The organism is Atlantibacter sp. (assembly GCF_032062175.1).
In the GTDB taxonomy this organism is placed as follows: Bacteria; Pseudomonadota; Gammaproteobacteria; order Enterobacterales; family Enterobacteriaceae; genus Atlantibacter.
Genome location: NZ_DAMBQK010000002.1, coordinates 25,004 through 40,517, shown reverse-complemented (window position 1 = coordinate 40,517; position 15,514 = coordinate 25,004). Strand labels below are relative to the sequence as shown.

General features: G+C 55.7%; 15 protein-coding genes and 1 other annotated feature. Of the genes, 8 read left to right on the top strand and 7 right to left on the bottom strand.

Annotated elements, in window-relative coordinates; genetic code table 11:
* Positions 1-372 precede the first annotated feature (372 nt).
* Positions 373-624 carry a YciN family protein gene (locus RT120_RS02415; RefSeq protein WP_312978927.1) on the top strand — a complete coding sequence of 84 codons (252 nt, stop codon included), beginning with the start codon at positions 373-375 and terminating at the stop codon, positions 622-624.
* 35 nt (positions 625-659) lie between these two features.
* Here RT120_RS02415 and sohB read toward each other — a convergent pair whose 3' ends face one another.
* A complete protein-coding gene (gene sohB / locus RT120_RS02410; RefSeq protein ID WP_312978924.1) occupies positions 660-1,709 on the bottom strand; it encodes a protease SohB in 1,050 nt (349 codons plus the stop codon).
* A 251-nt stretch (positions 1,710-1,960) separates the two neighbouring features.
* On the opposite strand from sohB, the gene RT120_RS02405 reads away from it, so the two are divergent.
* Together RT120_RS02405 and cobO are read left to right on the top strand one after the other, a co-directional pair.
* Positions 1,961-2,722 (top strand): YciK family oxidoreductase, encoded by a 762-nt coding sequence (locus tag RT120_RS02405; RefSeq protein WP_312978922.1) that lies wholly within the window; start codon positions 1,961-1,963, stop codon positions 2,720-2,722.
* Positions 2,719-3,309, top strand: coding sequence for a cob(I)yrinic acid a,c-diamide adenosyltransferase (gene cobO / locus RT120_RS02400; protein WP_312978920.1), 591 nt, complete (start codon positions 2,719-2,721; stop codon positions 3,307-3,309). Before RT120_RS02405 ends, cobO begins: the two co-directional genes overlap by 4 nt.
* A 58-nt stretch (positions 3,310-3,367) precedes the next feature.
* On the opposite strand, the gene rluB is transcribed toward cobO, so the two are convergent.
* From rluB to RT120_RS02380, 4 genes are all read right to left on the bottom strand, one after another.
* Positions 3,368-4,252 (bottom strand): 23S rRNA pseudouridine(2605) synthase RluB, encoded by an 885-nt coding sequence (gene rluB / locus RT120_RS02395; RefSeq protein ID WP_312978917.1) that lies wholly within the window; start codon positions 4,250-4,252, stop codon positions 3,368-3,370.
* 96 nt (positions 4,253-4,348) lie between these two features.
* Entirely contained in the window at positions 4,349-4,969 is a 621-nt protein-coding gene (locus RT120_RS02390; RefSeq protein ID WP_312978915.1) for an L-threonylcarbamoyladenylate synthase, read from the bottom strand.
* Entirely contained in the window at positions 4,966-5,847 is an 882-nt protein-coding gene (rnm, locus tag RT120_RS02385) for an RNase RNM (RefSeq protein ID WP_312978912.1), read from the bottom strand. Before rnm ends, RT120_RS02390 begins: the two co-directional genes overlap by 4 nt.
* Before the next feature lie 71 nt (positions 5,848-5,918).
* The gene (locus RT120_RS02380) at positions 5,919-7,205 is read right to left on the bottom strand and encodes an SEL1-like repeat protein (protein WP_312978910.1); all 1,287 of its coding nucleotides are present in this window, start codon (positions 7,203-7,205) and stop codon (positions 5,919-5,921) included.
* Between the two features lie 186 nt (positions 7,206-7,391).
* Positions 7,392-7,486, top strand: a sequence feature (Trp leader region).
* Positions 7,487-7,508: 22 nt separating this feature from the next.
* On the opposite strand from RT120_RS02380, the gene RT120_RS02375 reads away from it, so the two are divergent.
* The 5 genes from RT120_RS02375 to trpA are packed head-to-tail and all read left to right on the top strand — an operon-like array spanning position 7,509 to position 14,041.
* A complete protein-coding gene (locus tag RT120_RS02375; RefSeq protein WP_312978907.1) occupies positions 7,509-9,071 on the top strand; it encodes an anthranilate synthase component 1 in 1,563 nt (520 codons plus the stop codon).
* Positions 9,071-10,666 carry a bifunctional anthranilate synthase glutamate amidotransferase component TrpG/anthranilate phosphoribosyltransferase TrpD gene (gene trpD / locus RT120_RS02370; RefSeq protein ID WP_312978904.1) on the top strand — a complete coding sequence of 532 codons (1,596 nt, stop codon included), beginning with the start codon at positions 9,071-9,073 and terminating at the stop codon, positions 10,664-10,666. The genes RT120_RS02375 and trpD overlap by 1 nt, the downstream gene beginning before the upstream one ends.
* Positions 10,667-10,669: 3 nt before the next feature.
* The gene (gene trpCF, locus RT120_RS02365; RefSeq protein ID WP_312978901.1) at positions 10,670-12,028 is read left to right on the top strand and encodes a bifunctional indole-3-glycerol-phosphate synthase TrpC/phosphoribosylanthranilate isomerase TrpF; all 1,359 of its coding nucleotides are present in this window, start codon (positions 10,670-10,672) and stop codon (positions 12,026-12,028) included.
* Positions 12,029-12,038: 10 nt separating this feature from the next.
* Entirely contained in the window at positions 12,039-13,232 is a 1,194-nt protein-coding gene (trpB, locus tag RT120_RS02360) for a tryptophan synthase subunit beta (RefSeq protein WP_312978899.1), read from the top strand.
* Complete coding sequence (trpA, locus tag RT120_RS02355; protein WP_312978896.1) at positions 13,232-14,041, top strand: tryptophan synthase subunit alpha; 810 nt, start codon at positions 13,232-13,234, stop codon at positions 14,039-14,041. Before trpB ends, trpA begins: the two co-directional genes overlap by 1 nt.
* 187 nt (positions 14,042-14,228) lie before the next feature.
* Here the strand turns inward: trpA and RT120_RS02350 are convergent, their stop codons facing one another.
* Together RT120_RS02350 and ompW are read right to left on the bottom strand one after the other, a co-directional pair.
* The gene (locus RT120_RS02350; RefSeq protein WP_312978894.1) at positions 14,229-14,465 is read right to left on the bottom strand and encodes a hypothetical protein; all 237 of its coding nucleotides are present in this window, start codon (positions 14,463-14,465) and stop codon (positions 14,229-14,231) included.
* 266 nt (positions 14,466-14,731) lie between these two features.
* Positions 14,732-15,364, bottom strand: coding sequence for an outer membrane protein OmpW (gene ompW, locus RT120_RS02345; RefSeq protein WP_312978891.1), 633 nt, complete (start codon positions 15,362-15,364; stop codon positions 14,732-14,734).
* Positions 15,365-15,514: the final 150 nt, after the last annotated feature.

Sequence of the window (15,514 nt, the reverse complement as noted above, 5' to 3'; positions counted from 1 at the left end):
CAAATGACGTCGCACGATAATTCACTTTATCGGGCCATACGCCAGGAGATATTGCGATAGCCGTAAAGGAATTCAACCCTGCTTCTTTGACCAATGCGACGGAACGCACTTTCAGGTGCCTGAGACAGCAGGTTTTTCGCGCCATGACGACACAGCACGACGAAAGTCTGGTCGAATGTCAAGCAATTCTGTTGCCAGATTTGCGAAAGCGTCACACTCTACCTGATAAAATTCGTTACGCAACTTTATTAGCATGCCTTGCTCGTGAGCGCCAACTTGTCGGTGAGGATAAATCCACACTCTCTTTCTGGGAAAATTTGCACCTTATGTCAGGCCCGGCGTACACTACGCGCAGTTTTGAAGGAGTAGACTATGCAACAGACGATTCAACCGATAGACAAAAAAACACTGCTTGAAAAAGCAAATGCATTAATTGTCGAACATGAAGATTATATCGCGGGCATCGTAGCCACTGACGTTGAGCAGAAAAGCGGGGTGCTGGTTTTTAGAGGCGAATACTTCCTGGACGAACAAGGTTTGCCGACGCCGAAGAGCACGGCGGTATTTAACATGTTTAAATACCTCGCCCACGAACTGTCTGAAAAATATCGTTTGCAGGATTAAAAAAGAGGCCGTATGGCCTCTTTCACGTTGCGCGGTTACAGCAGCGGTTTCTCACCGCGCTGCCACCAGCGTAGCAGCAAGCGATCGGCGCTTTCCGCCGCGCTGCCGGTAAAACGGTCCATCATTTTTTTACGCCGCAGATAGCGCACACCGACCACGTCCCGCTGTTTCATCTTTTCCAGAATCAGATCGTCGCTGGTGCTGATGGCGTCGACCAACCCTTTCTCTTTCGCCTGAACGCCATACCAGTGTTCGCCGGTCGCCACCTCATCAATATTCAGGCTCGGGCGCATCTCTTTAACAAAGCTTTTGAACAGCAGATGCGTATCGTTGAGATCTTCGCGGAATTTCTCGCGCCCTTCTTCGGTGTTCTCGCCAAACAGCGTCAGGGTACGTTTATATTGCCCGGCGGTATGCAATTCCACATCAATATCATTGCGTTTAAGCAGACGGTTAAAGTTGGGGATCTGCGCCACTACGCCAATCGAGCCGACGATGGCAAACGGTGCCGCCACGATATGGCTGGCCACGCAGGCCATCATATAACCGCCGCTGGCCGCAACTTTGTCCACGGCGACCGTTAACGGGATACTGTGCTCGCGCAGCCGCTGGAGCTGCGAGGCCGCCAGACCGTAGCCGTGAACCACGCCGCCGGGGCTTTCAAGACGCACCAGCACTTCATCCTGCGGCGTCGCCACCGCCAGCACCGCCGTCACCTCTTCACGGAGTGACGTCACTTCATGGGCATCCATACTGCCTTTAAAGTCGAGCACGTACAATTTGGCACGGCCATCCGCGGTCGGTTTACCCTGCTTCGCCAGCGCTTTCGCCGCTTTGGCTTCCTGCTTGTGCTGTTTCTTCTGCGCTTTATGCCACAGTTTTTGCTGATGGGGATCGAGCAGCGACACCGCCATCTCTTCCTGCATTTCCTTATATTGTTCGCTCAAACGGGTCACGCGTAATTCCCCGCGCTGCTGTTTCCTGCGTTGGGCAACATTGACGATAATGGCTGCAACAATCGCAATAGCGATCACAACCGTGGCGATTTTGGCTAAAAACAACCCATATTCAGAAAGTAGATCCACAACATCCGCCTTGATATTACGTCCAAAAGTTAGCTTGAGTTTACCGACTCAAGCCCGATCAGTCTCGTATGACATGTTTATCATGGAATCTATCCCGTAAATTTCATCGACGGTGAATTATTTCAAAATGTTAACCTTCGGCTACCGGGGCGGATGGCTGATTGAAATAGCGGGCGGATTCAGGCATAACACGTTAAATCTCTGTGAAAAGACCCTGTTTCGCACGCTAACTGCCCGCTCAGGAGTGATTTGTGCACTATCAACCCCAACGCGATTTGCTGCAAAATCGCATCATTCTGGTCACCGGTGCCAGCGATGGTATTGGCCGAGAAGCGGCGATGACCTATGCGCAATACGGTGCCGAGGTGGTCCTGCTGGGCCGCAACGAGCAAAAACTGCGCGATGTCGCGCACGCTATTCATCAGCAAGGCTATGCGCAGCCGCGCTGGTTCATTCTCGACTTCTCCAGCGCCACGCCGCAGCAGTGCCAGGAGCTGGCAAGCCAAATCGCCGCCCAGGTTCCCCGGCTCGACGGGGTGTTGCATAACGCGGGCGCGCTCGGCGAAGTGCGGCCAATGATCGAACAAACCCCGGAAAGCTGGCTGGATGTCATGCAGGTGAACGTAAATGCCACCTTCTTTCTGACCCAGGCGCTGATCCCGCTGCTGCTGAAGTCTGATTCGGGCTCGCTGGTATTTACTTCCTCAAGCGTTGGCCGTCAGGGCCGCGCGGGTTGGGGAGCCTACGCCGTGTCGAAATTCGCCACCGAAGGCATGATGCAGGTGCTGGCGGAAGAGTATGTCCACCGCAATCTGCGGGTAAATTGCATCAACCCCGGCGGTACCCGCACCGCGATGCGTGCCAATGCGTTTCCGTCGGAAGATCCGAATAAACTCAAGACCCCACGCGATTTGATGCCGCTCTATCTGTGGCTGATGGGCGACGACAGCCGTCGCAAAACCGGCATGACCTTTGATGCCCAACCCAACCGAAAACCAGGAATTTCTGAATGAGTGACGATCGTTACCAGCAACGCCAGCAGCGAGTAAAAGAGAAAGTGGATGCCCGCATTGCCAATGCCCAGGAAGAGCGTGGCATACTGATGGTGTTTACCGGCAACGGCAAAGGCAAAACCACCGCCGCTTTCGGCACCGTGACCCGCGCGGTGGGCCACGGTAAAAAAGCCGGTGTGGTGCAATTTATCAAAGGGACCTGGCCTAACGGCGAACGGAATTTACTGGAGCCACACGGCGTCGAGTTCCAGACCATGGCCACCGGCTTTACCTGGGAAACCCAAAACCGCGAATCCGATACCGCCGCCTGCCTCTCTGCATGGCAGCACGCCGAGCGTATGCTGCGCGACGCGTCACTGGATCTGGTGGTGCTGGATGAGCTGACCTATATGGTGGCCTATGACTATCTGCCGCTGGAGGTGGTGCTGGAAGCGTTAAATAATCGCCCTGAACAGCAAACGGTGATTATTACCGGGCGTGGCTGCCATCGCGATATTCTTGAAATTGCCGACACGGTGAGCGAATTGCGTCCGGTAAAACACGCATTCGACGCGGGCGTGAAAGCCCAGATGGGCATCGATTACTGATCTGTGCGCAAAAAAATGGTCGCCTTAAGCGACCATCTCTGTTTATGAGCAAAGGCGATTATCTTTCGCGGGTTTTCTTCACTGCCGGGCCGCTGCTGCGGCGCGCAGTAGTCTGGCCGTGACGTTTTACCGCACGGCGGATCTGGTTCGCCTTCATACGACGACGATCTTTTTCTACCGCCACTTTGCTGCTGGTTTCAACAGGCAGGCCTACCAGCTCGCGCAGGTAGTTGGTTTGCGCTAAGTCCAGCTCGGTATAACCACCGCGCGGCAGGCCTTTCGGCAGCGGGATGTCACCGTAGCGCACGCGGATCAAACGGCTAACCTGTACGCCTACCGCTTCCCACAGACGACGCACCTCACGGTTGCGCCCTTCTGTCAGGGTGACGTTGTACCACTGGTTAATGCCTTCACCGCCGGTGAATTTAATGGTTTTGAACGCCGCTGGACCATCTTCGAGCTGAACGCCGCGCGCCAGATCGTTAACTTTGCTGTCTTCAACCTGACCAAACACGCGTACCGCGTATTCGCGTTCCACTTCACGGCTCGGGTGCATCAGACGGTTAGCCAGTTCACCATCGGTGGTGAACAACAGCAGACCGCAGGTATTCACGTCCAGACGCCCTACCGCAATCCAGCGCGCGCCGCGCAGCTTCGGCAGACGGTCAAACACCGTCGGGCGGCCTTCCGGATCGTTACGGGTGCACAGCTCGCCTTCCGGTTTGTAATAGGCCAGCACACGGCAAATCTGCTCGGCGGATTCTTTAATTGAAATCAGATGGCCATCAATACGAATTTTTAGCGCGCTGTTAACTTCAACGCGATCGCCCAGGGTGGCAATTTTGCCATCAACGCTGACGCGACCAGCAGAGATCATGGTTTCGAGTTCGCGGCGCGAACCGTGACCGGCGCGGGCCAATACTTTTTGTAGCTTCTCGCTCATAGAGCTTCCTTAAGATGTCGCCTTCCCAGGCGTCGAATGGGGAAGGCGGCAGTGACCCGCCGCCTTTAAGGCCGCGTAGTATAGCGGCTCAGGGCATTACAGGAAAGGCTTAACGTCGCCCACGCCTTCACGCACCACCACCGGCGAATCGTCGGTTAAATCAATCACCGTGGTGGGCTGCTGGCCGAGGTAGCCGCCGTGAATAATCAAATCGACCACTTTTTCCAGGCGGTTTTTGATCTCTTCCGGGTCGGATTCGGTAAATTCGCTGCCCGGCAGCATCAGCGAGGTGGACAGCATCGGCTCGTTCAGCGTTTCCAGCAGGGCCAGCGCGATCGGGTTTGACGGCACGCGCAGACCAATAGTCTTACGCTTTTCCTGTAACAACCGACGCGGCACGTCTTTGGTGCCCTTCAGGATGAAGGTGTAATTGCCCGGCGTATTATTTTTAATCAGGCGAAACGCCACGTTATCCACAAACGCATAGGTCGACAGCTCCGACAGGTCGCGGCACATCAGCGTGAAGTTGTGGCCGTTCGGCAACTGACGAATACGGCAAATGCGCTCCATCGCGCCCTTCTCTTCCAGTTTACAGCCCAGCGCGTAGCCGGAATCGGTGGGGTAAACGATCACCCCGCCTTTACGCACAATGTCCACGGCCTGGTTGATCAGCCGCGGCTGCGGGTTATCCGGATGAATATAAAAAAACTGACTCATACTGCCCTCTCTTTACTCGATTCTGGCGCGTCCCAGCGCTGCCAGACAGGCTGAAGGCCTTCGGGAAGCCAGAGTTTGCGGCCCAGCTCGATCCACGGGCAAGGCTGATGAAAATCCGATCCCTGTGATGCCAACAGTCCGAATTGGGTTGCATACGCGGCAAGTTTCGCGCGCTCGTCGGGCGCTTGCTGGCACTGCGCCACTTCCATCGCGTCGCCGCCCTGTTCGGCAAAATGTCCCAGCAAACGCTTAAGCCACTTCGCCGACAGCCGATAACGCCCCGGATGGGCAACCACCGCCAGACCGCCAGAATGGTGAATCACATCAATAGCTTGTTTTATTGTACACCACTGCGGCGGCACATAACCGGTTTTCCCACGGGCTAAATAGTGTTTAAACACGTCAGCCATCGAATTGGCGCGCCCGTCCTCTATTAAAAATTTGGCAAAATGGCCGCGCGTGACCGTTCCGCCGTCCGCCAGGCGCAGCGCGCCTTCCCAGGCACCGGGAATACGCGCTTTCTCCAGCCGTTCGGCGATCATTTCGGCACGGCGGTTGCGGCGCGCATGTTGTTCGCCAAGGAATTCAATTAACGCAGGGTGTTCAATATCGATGTTCAGCCCGACGATGTGAATCTCATGGTTTTCCCACAGCGTGGAAATTTCACTGCCGTTGATCAGTTGCAGAGGCAGTTGCTGTCGGGTGATTTCCCGATGCGCAGCGGGCAGGCCTGCGGTGGAGTCGTGATCGGTAATGGCGAGCGTGGTCACGCCCATCTCAACGGCGCGGTGCACCAGTTGTTCCGGCGTGAGCGCGCCATCAGAGGCGACCGTATGGCTGTGAAGATCGTAAACAGGGGGTTGCGTCGTGTGATTCAAAGCGATTCCGGAGGTAACGGATGTTAAAAAGCTATCTTATCAATTTAACGCCTGTCACCCCAGTAAACTTGTTAGCGGCGGCAATCCTCAAACCATGCGCGTTTATCCTGAGCGTTTTCAGGCTGGTTTATGTTCTGCCAAAAAAGGGCGAAATTTTTCATTCTCTGCGTCCCATTCGCCGCCAGAGACGCAATAACCTCTTCGGCATGAACTTGATTTTTTTGTTCGCACAGGTCATCCCGGGCGTCATCAAATTTTGCCTGGATGTCATCAGCCATCGCCAGCTTATGCTGCCAGTAGCGTACCTGTTTTGGCTGCTGAGCGTATCCCGCCTGCTTTTTCATCCACTGCATGGCGGGAATATCGCCCCCTTTTGCCGCTGTTTCGTACAGCGCATGCGCTTTGGGTCGATCCTGTTCCACGGCGTGGCCCAGTTCATAGATTTCAGCCAACTGCCGTTTGGCGGAGGGATCGGCACTTTTTATTAGGGTGTTAATTTGCGACTCAGGCCGATCAGGGCTAAAAAGCGCGCGGTTTTGCTGCATTCTCAACGCCCCCGCTGGCACCTGCGCGTCTGGATTACGATCGAAGAAGAACGTTGTTCCATCGGGGTATCGAATGGTTTCGTCGTAATATTTTTCGCCCCATTGGGTACCGGTTTTGAAATGGCTGGTAATCGCAACGATATGGTTTAAATCGAGCGTCGGCTTGAGAGTAATGGAACGCTGCGTTGTCGGATTCAAATCAATATAATCTTCAACTTCATCAGCCTGGAACCACTCACTGTTATTATTATCGCTCGACGCCAGACGGATTTCCTCTGTGGTTTTAGCATTATTATCTTCGTGAACCTGCAATGCATAAATTAGTGGCGTATAGCGTAAATCGCGTGCTTCCTCGCTATTGCTTCGATCAATAAATTTATTACGCCACGACAGCGGTTTTTTTGCATGACCGACATCGGTGTAAGACCAGTCGGCAATCAGCGATGTCATGTGCCATTGACATTTTCCCGGCTCACCGCTTAGTAACGCAACATTAAAGGGCTGTTCAGACGAAGACGCGGCAATATTATGCCTCACCCAGGCGTAACGGTTTTTTTCATGAAAGGTGGGATTGGTGATTTCACCATACGGAAATATCAGCTCGGTTTCCCGGCACGTGCTGGATTCATATTCAGCGCTGACACTTAACGCAGTATTGGCCGGCATCGAACCTTGTACAACTAATGTACTCTCGTTTGCGCCCGGTTTACGGTGAAGCATTTCCACGTCATTGCTGTTCAGCGTCGAACGACATGCGATAAGCGCAACTATCGAACCGACGATAGCGCCCTGTTTATAATTTATCCCTGGCATAAAACCTCCTGTGATGGGCAACGTTTTATACTGCGCCTGGCGTCAACAGGCTCTGGTCGAGGTCATGATTTACTCTTGTCTGGAAAAAAATAAGAAAACCTCTTGACGCCAACGCATCGAACTAGTTAACTAGTACACAAGTTCACACAAGACAGGTATCTGAAGATGAAAGCAAACATGATTGTTAACCGCTGGTGGCGCACTTCCTGACTCAGGGCAGTGAATCCACTGTGCGCCACGCACACCAGATACCCAGCCCGCCATCAAGCGGGCTTTTTTTTGAACAGAATAATGAGAACCGATATGCAAACCCAGAAACCCGCGTTGCAACTCCAGGCTTACGAAGCCGCCTATCGCGATAATCCGACCGCGCTGTTTCATCAGCTTTGCGCTTCTCGCCCTGCCACGCTGCTGCTGGAATCGGCGGATATCGACAGTAAAGACTCGTTAAAAAGCCTGTTGTTGGTGGACAGCGCGCTGCGCATTACGGCGCTGGGTGACACTGTCACCATTGACGCGCTGACCGCTAACGGCGCAGCGCTGTTGGATTTACTGGATAAAGCGCTGCCTGCCGGGATCGACAATCAAATCCTGGCCCAGGGCCGCGTGCTGCGCTTCCCGCCGGTGAGCGCGCTGCTGGATGAAGACGCGCGCCTGTGCTCGCTGTCGGTGTTCGATACCTTCCGCCTGTTACAGGAACTGGTCACCGTTCCGGCAGAAGAGCGTGAAGCCATGTTCTTCGGCGGATTGTTTGCCTACGACCTGGTTGCCGGTTTTGAAGAGTTGCCTGCGGTTGAGCAGCATAACCGCTGCCCGGACTACTGCTTCTACCTGGCGGAAACCCTGTTGGTTATCGACCATCAGAAAAAATATATCCGTATTCAAACCAGCCAGTTCACCCCGTCAGACAGCGAAGCGCGTCGTCTGGCGCAACGTATTGACGAAATCACCCAACAGTTGAGTCAGCCTGCAGAGCCGCTGCCGGTGGAAACCGTGCCGACCCTGCGCTGCGAATGCAATCAGAGCGATGAAGAGTACGGCGCGGTCGTACGCGATATGCAAAAAGCGATTCGCGCCGGGGAAATTTTCCAGGTGGTGCCGTCACGCCGCTTTACGCTACCCTGCCCGTCGCCGCTCGCCGCCTATGAGACGCTGAAAAACAGCAACCCCAGCCCGTACATGTTTTTTATGCAGGATAACGATTTCACGCTGTTTGGCGCATCGCCGGAAAGCTCGCTGAAATATGACGCCGTGTCCCGCCAGATTGAAATCTACCCGATTGCCGGCACCCGTCCGCGTGGCCGCCGCGCCGATGGCTCGCTGGACCGCGACCTGGATAGCCGTATCGAACTGGAAATGCGCACCGACCATAAAGAACTCTCTGAACATTTGATGCTGGTGGATCTGGCGCGTAACGACCTGGCGCGCATCTGCACACCGGGCAGCCGCTACGTGGCGGACTTAACCAAAGTTGACCGTTACTCCTTCGTGATGCACCTGGTATCACGCGTGGTGGGCGAACTGCGCCGGGATCTGGATGTGCTGCACGCCTATCGCGCCTGCATGAACATGGGCACCCTGAGCGGCGCGCCGAAAGTCCGCGCCATGCAGCTTATCGCGGCAGCGGAAGGTACGCGGCGCGGCAGCTACGGCGGCGCGGTCGGCTATTTCACCGCCCACGGCGATCTGGATACCTGCATTGTGATCCGTTCGGCCTATGTCGAAGATGGCATCGCCACCGTCCAGGCGGGCGCAGGCGTGGTACTCGACTCGGTGCCGCAGTCAGAAGCAGATGAAACACGTAATAAAGCTCGCGCGGTGTTGCGCGCAATCGCCACGGCACACCACGCACAGGAGATTTTCTAATGGCCGACATTCTGCTGCTCGATAATATCGACTCGTTCACCTATAACCTGGCCGATCAGCTGCGGGCCAGCGGGCACAATGTGGTGATCTACCGTAACCATGTTCCGGCGCAGACCTTAATTGATCGGCTGGCGACCATGAAAAGCCCGGTACTGATGCTCTCCCCTGGCCCGGGCACGCCGTCAGAAGCGGGCTGTATGCCGGAACTGCTGACCCGGATGCGCGGCAAGCTGCCGATTATCGGCATCTGCCTCGGCCATCAGGCGATTGTCGAAGCCTATGGCGGCTACGTGGGCCAGGCCGGGGAAATCCTGCACGGCAAAGCCTCCAACATTACCCACGACGGGGAAGCAATGTTCGCCGGGTTGCCCAATCCGCTGCCGGTGGCGCGCTACCATTCGCTGGTAGGCAGCAACGTCCCGGCGGGGTTGACCATCAATGCCCACTTCAACGGGATGGTGATGGGCGTGCGCCACGATGCGGATCGCGTGGTCGGTTTCCAGTTTCACCCGGAATCAATCCTTACCAGCCAGGGCGCGCGCCTGCTGGAGCAAACCCTCGCCTGGGCGCTGAAATCGCTGGAAGAGAAAAATACTATTCAGCCGATCCTCGACAAGCTGTATCAGGCGCAAACCCTGAGCCGCGAAGAGAGCCACCAGCTGTTCTCGGCAATTGTGCGCGGCGAGCTGAAGCCGGAACAGCTGGCGGCGGCGCTGGTCAGCATTAAAGTACGCGGCGAGCACCCGAATGAAATCGCCGGGGCCGCGACGGCGCTGTTAGAGAACGCCGCACCTTTCCCGCGCCCGGATTACCTGTTTGCCGATATCGTTGGCACCGGCGGCGACGGCAGCAACAGCATCAATATTTCTACCGCCAGCGCTTTTGTGGCGGCAGCGGTCGGGATGAAAGTGGCGAAACACGGCAACCGCAGCGTTTCCAGCCGTTCGGGTTCGTCGGATCTGCTGGCGGCGTTCGGTATCAATCTGGATATGAACGCCGATTTATCACGTAAAGCGCTGGATGAACTGGGCGTTTGCTTCCTGTTCGCCCCGAAATACCACACCGGCTTTCGTCACGCCATGCCGGTCCGCCAGCAGTTGAAAACCCGCACCCTGTTTAATGTGCTGGGGCCGCTGATTAACCCGGCGCACCCGCCGCTGGCGCTGATTGGCGTTTACAGCCCGGAGCTGGTGCTGCCGATTGCCGAAACCCTGCGCGTGCTGGGCTATCAGCGCGCCGCCGTGGTTCACAGCGGCGGGATGGATGAAGTGTCGCTGCATGCCCCGACCCTGGTGGCGGAGCTACATAACGGCGAAATCAAAAGCTATCAGCTGACCGCTGAAGACTTTGGCCTGACGCCTTATCATCAGGACGCGTTACTGGGCGGTACGCCGGAAGAAAACCGTGACATTCTGACCCGCCTGTTACAAGGTAAAGGCGAGAGCGCTCATGAGGCCGCCGTGGCCGCTAACGTCGCGATGCTGCTGCGTTTACACGGCGAAGAGGATCTCAGGGCAAACGCTCAACGGGTTATCGAGGTGCTGCGCAGTGGTGCCGCTTACGATCGTGTTACCGCATTGGCAGCGAGAGGATAAATCATGCAAACCGTGTTAGCGAAAATCGTCGCCGACAAAGCCATTTGGGTGGAAGCGCGCAAAGCACAGCAACCGCTGTCCAGCTTCCAGAATGACATTGTGCCGAGCCAGCGCCATTTTTACGAGGCGTTGCAGGGTGCGCGGACCGTCTTTATTCTCGAATGTAAAAAGGCGTCGCCGTCCAAAGGCGTGATCCGCAATGACTTCGACCCGGCGCGTATCGCAGGCGTTTATAAGCACCACGCCTCGGCGATTTCGGTATTGACCGATGAGAAATATTTCCAGGGCAGCTTCGACTTCCTGCCCATCGTCAGCCAGATCGCCCCACAGCCGGTGCTGTGCAAAGATTTTATTATCGATGCCTACCAGATTTACCTGGCGCGTTACTACCAGGCTGATGCCTGCCTGCTGATGCTCTCGGTGCTGGACGACGAGCAGTACCGTCAACTGGCGGCCGTGGCCCACAGCCTGAAGATGGGCGTGTTGACCGAGGTTAGCAATGAAGAGGAGCTGGAACGCGCCATCGCGCTGGAAGCGAAGGTCGTCGGCATTAACAACCGCGACCTGCGTGACCTGTCGATTGATCTGGACCGCACCCGCCAGTTGGCACCGCGCCTCGGCGCAGGCGTCACGGTGATCAGCGAATCCGGCATTAACAGCTATGCCCAGGTTCGCGAACTTAGCCATTTCGCCAACGGTTTTCTGATCGGCTCTGCCCTGATGGGCCAGGATGACCTCAACGCCGCAGTACGCCGCGTGCTGTTGGGCGAAAATAAAGTCTGCGGCCTGACCCGCCCTCAGGATGCGCAAGCCGCGTATGAAGCGGGCGCAATCTTCGGCGGGCTGATTTTCGCATCGTCATCCCCGCGCTACGTCTCACCGGAGCAGGCCAGTACGGTAATCGCTGCCGCACCGCTGCGCTATGTGGGGGTGTTCCGCGACAGCGCCCTTCAGGAGGCTGCGGAAATCGCCAAAACCCTGAATTTATCTGCCGTGCAACTGCATGGTAGTGAAGACCAGGCCTATATTAGCGCCCTGCGCGAAGCCTTGCCCGACGACGTGGCAATCTGGAAAGCGCTCAGCGTGGCGCACAGCCTTCCGGCGCGGGATTTACAGTTTGTCGACCGCTATGTGTTCGATAACGGCCAGGGCGGCAGCGGCCAGCGTTTCGACTGGTCATTACTGGCAGGCCAACGGCTCGATAACGTATTACTGGCAGGCGGACTGGGCGCGGATAACTGCGTCGATGCGGCCAAACTCGGTTGCAGCGGGTTAGATTTCAATTCCGGCGTGGAAAGCGCGCCGGGTATCAAAGACAGCAACAAGCTGGCGGCGGTGTTTAAAACGCTGCGGGCCTATTAAGGAAGAGACCATGACAACATTACTGAACCCCTATTTTGGTGAATTCGGCGGTATGTATGTTCCGCAGATCCTAATGCCTGCCCTGCGCCAGCTTGAAGAAGCGTTTGTCAGCGCGCAGAAGGACCCGGAGTTCCAGGCGCAGTTTACCGATCTGCTGAAAAACTACGCCGGTCGCCCAACCGCGTTAACCAAATGCCAGAACATCACGGAAGGCACCCGCACCACGCTGTATCTGAAGCGTGAAGATTTACTGCACGGCGGCGCGCATAAAACCAACCAGGTGCTGGGCCAGGCGCTGCTGGCGAAGCGGATGGGTAAAACCGAAATCATCGCCGAAACCGGCGCGGGCCAGCACGGCGTGGCCTCTGCCCTGGCGAGCGCCCTGCTCGGCCTGAAGTGTCGCATCTATATGGGTGCGAAAGATGTGGAGCGCCAGTCGCCGAACGTGTTCCGTATGCGCTTGATGGGCGCGGAAGTGATCCCGGTGCACAGCGGTTCCGCTACGCTGAAAGACGCCTGTAACGAGGCGCTGCGCGACTGGTCCGGCAGCTACGACCGCGCCCACTATATGCTGGGCACCGCAGCGGGCCCGCACCCGTTCCCGACCATCGTGCGTGAATTCCAGCGCATGATTGGCGAAGAAACCAAAGCGCAAATTCTCGAAAAAGAAGGCCGTCTGCCGGATGCAGTGTTGGCCTGCGTGGGCGGTGGATCTAACGCCATCGGCATGTTCGCGGACTTTATTGAAGAAGAGAGCGTGGGGCTGATCGGTGTAGAGCCAGCCGGCCACGGTATTGAAACCGGCGAACACGGCGCGCCGTTGAGGCATGGCCGCGTTGGGATTTACTTCGGCATGAAATCGCCGATGATGCAGACCGAAGACGGGCAAATCGAAGAGTCCTATTCCATTTCTGCCGGTCTGGATTTCCCGTCTGTCGGCCCACAGCATGCGTATCTGAACAGCACAGGCCGCGCGGATTATGTGTCGATTACCGATGATGAAGCGCTGGAAGCGTTTAAAACCCTGTGCCTGAAAGAAGGGATTATCCCGGCGCTGGAATCCTCACACGCGCTGGCTCACGCCCTGAAAATGGCGCATGAGAACCCGGAAAAAGAGCAACTGCTGGTGGTTAACCTCTCTGGCCGTGGCGACAAAGACATCTTCACTGTTCACGATATTTTGAAAGCAAGAGGGGAAATCTGATGGAACGTTATGAGCAGTTGTTTACGCAGCTTGAAGCCCGTAAGGAAGGGGCGTTTGTACCTTTCGTCACCCTCGGCGACCCCTCTCCGGAACAGTCACTGCGGATTATCGACACCCTGATCGACGCGGGCGCGGATGCGCTGGAGCTGGGCATCCCGTTCTCTGACCCGCTGGCGGATGGCCCGACGATCCAGAACGCCACCCTGCGTGCTTTTGCGTCCGGCGTGACCCCTGCGCAGTGCTTTGAGATGCTGGCGGCTATCCGCCAGAAGCACCCGCAGATCCCGATTGGTCTGCTGATGTACGCTAACCTGGTGTTCAGTAACGGCATCGACGCGTTTTACCAGAAATGCGCCCAGGTGGGTGTGGATTCGGTGCTGGTGGCGGATGTGCCGGTAGAAGAATCCGCGCCGTTCAGCGAAGCGGCGCTGCGCCATAACGTGGCACCGATTTTCATCTGCCCGCCGAATGCTGATGATAATCTTCTGCGCCAGATTGCCTCACGCGGTCGCGGCTATACTTATCTGCTGTCTCGCGCAGGCGTTACCGGTGCGGAAAACCGCGCCAGCGTGCCGCTGAATCATCTGATCGACAAGCTGACCGAATACCATGCCGCACCGCCGTTGCAGGGCTTTGGGATCTCTGAGCCGTCGCAGGTGGAAGCCGCAATTAGCGCAGGCGCTGCCGGAGCAATTTCTGGCTCTGCCATCGTGAAGATTATTGAGAAGAACCTCAACGATCACAGCGCGATGCTGAGCGAACTGAGGGCCTTTGTGCAAAGCCTGAAAGCCGCGACCCGCCAGGGATGATCGTCCCGCTATAAGGCCCCTGATTCAGGGGCTTTTTTATTTCTGCGAATAACAGGCGATGTCATTGAGTTAATGCGAAAAGCGCGGAGATAGCGGAACATGCCCGGAAAGCGGCGGTTATTGTCTTTCGTCCGCAAACCGTTACAGAACAGACTGGGATGGACGCAAATCTGTTGATAGCGGCAGGTTATTCCAGCGGCGCTTTAGCGATATAACGCGCCGTACGGCATGACGATGACAGAGGCAAGGTGCTGACTTTACTAATATGAAACGGCGGATGAGCCGAAGTCAGCCGGCTGGATAATTCATCAATGGCGGCGGCGGCCGTTAATAATAAATTCTTATCAATAACGCACTGGTCGCGCTCACCCTCCACAATCACCCTGAGATAATTCGCAAATTCTTGATATTTTTCGATATTCATTGCTGCTCTCCCTGAAATGGCACCGATTCAATCTTATTGCTGAAGGATCCGTAACGCCTGCCGGAAATCGCTATCAATGCGATAGGAAGTAACATTTATGTTAAAACCAATAGTATTCATAACAACTATCCGAACGATTTCAGTTTATTTTTTACCGCTTCCCAGAAAGTGTAGCCGGGATAAAAACTGGCCGACGCGCGGCCAGTTTATGACTTACCAAAAATTGACCCGCCTCCATTCTTTACTGCGTCAGAGGCTAAGGAAAATTAAAAACGGTATCCTGCCGAGAACATAAACACCCAAGGGTCAATACGGGTTTTAATATTCTGCTGCTCGCCTGCCGCTTTGAATTTCACTTCAGTATCGATATCCATGTACCACACAGACATGTTAATCAGCCAGTCCGGATTGATAAGGTAATCCAGGCCGACCTGACCCGCCGCGCCCCAGGAGTCTTTAACGCTCAGGTCGCTTAGCTGCGCGTCCTTACCGGTGTCGTTGAATTTGGTATCAAAGAACGTGGTGTAGTTCACCCCAACGCCAACATAAGGACGCGCTTTGCTGGAGGCATCGCCAAAGTACCACTGCGCCATGAGTGTCGGCGGTAGCTGGTGAACGGTCGCCAGATCGCCTGTCGGGCCCAGACCGACTTTATGACGAAACGGCGTCGCTGCCAGCAGTTCCACACCGATATTGTCCGTCGCCATCCAGGTAAACGTCAGGCCCAGTTGGGTATCATTACTGACGTTAAAACCCCCCATGCCCAGTACATTCTGCGAACCTTCCGTTGGGCGCACCGTCGCGGTTCCCGCGCGCATAAAAAATTCACCTGCTTCGTGAGCTGGCGCAACACCCGAAAAACAACCCAAAAGTGCCAATGCCACTGTCAGCTTCTTCATATCCATTCCCTCTTTGTGGTTTTATTTGCGCGATGAATATACCTACAAAGAAGTAATAAGTGATCTCGATTCGATCACACTTATTTTGTAAATTTAACATTTCTTGATTTAGATTAATTTTTACATGTCTTTCACCCATCAACACTTTGC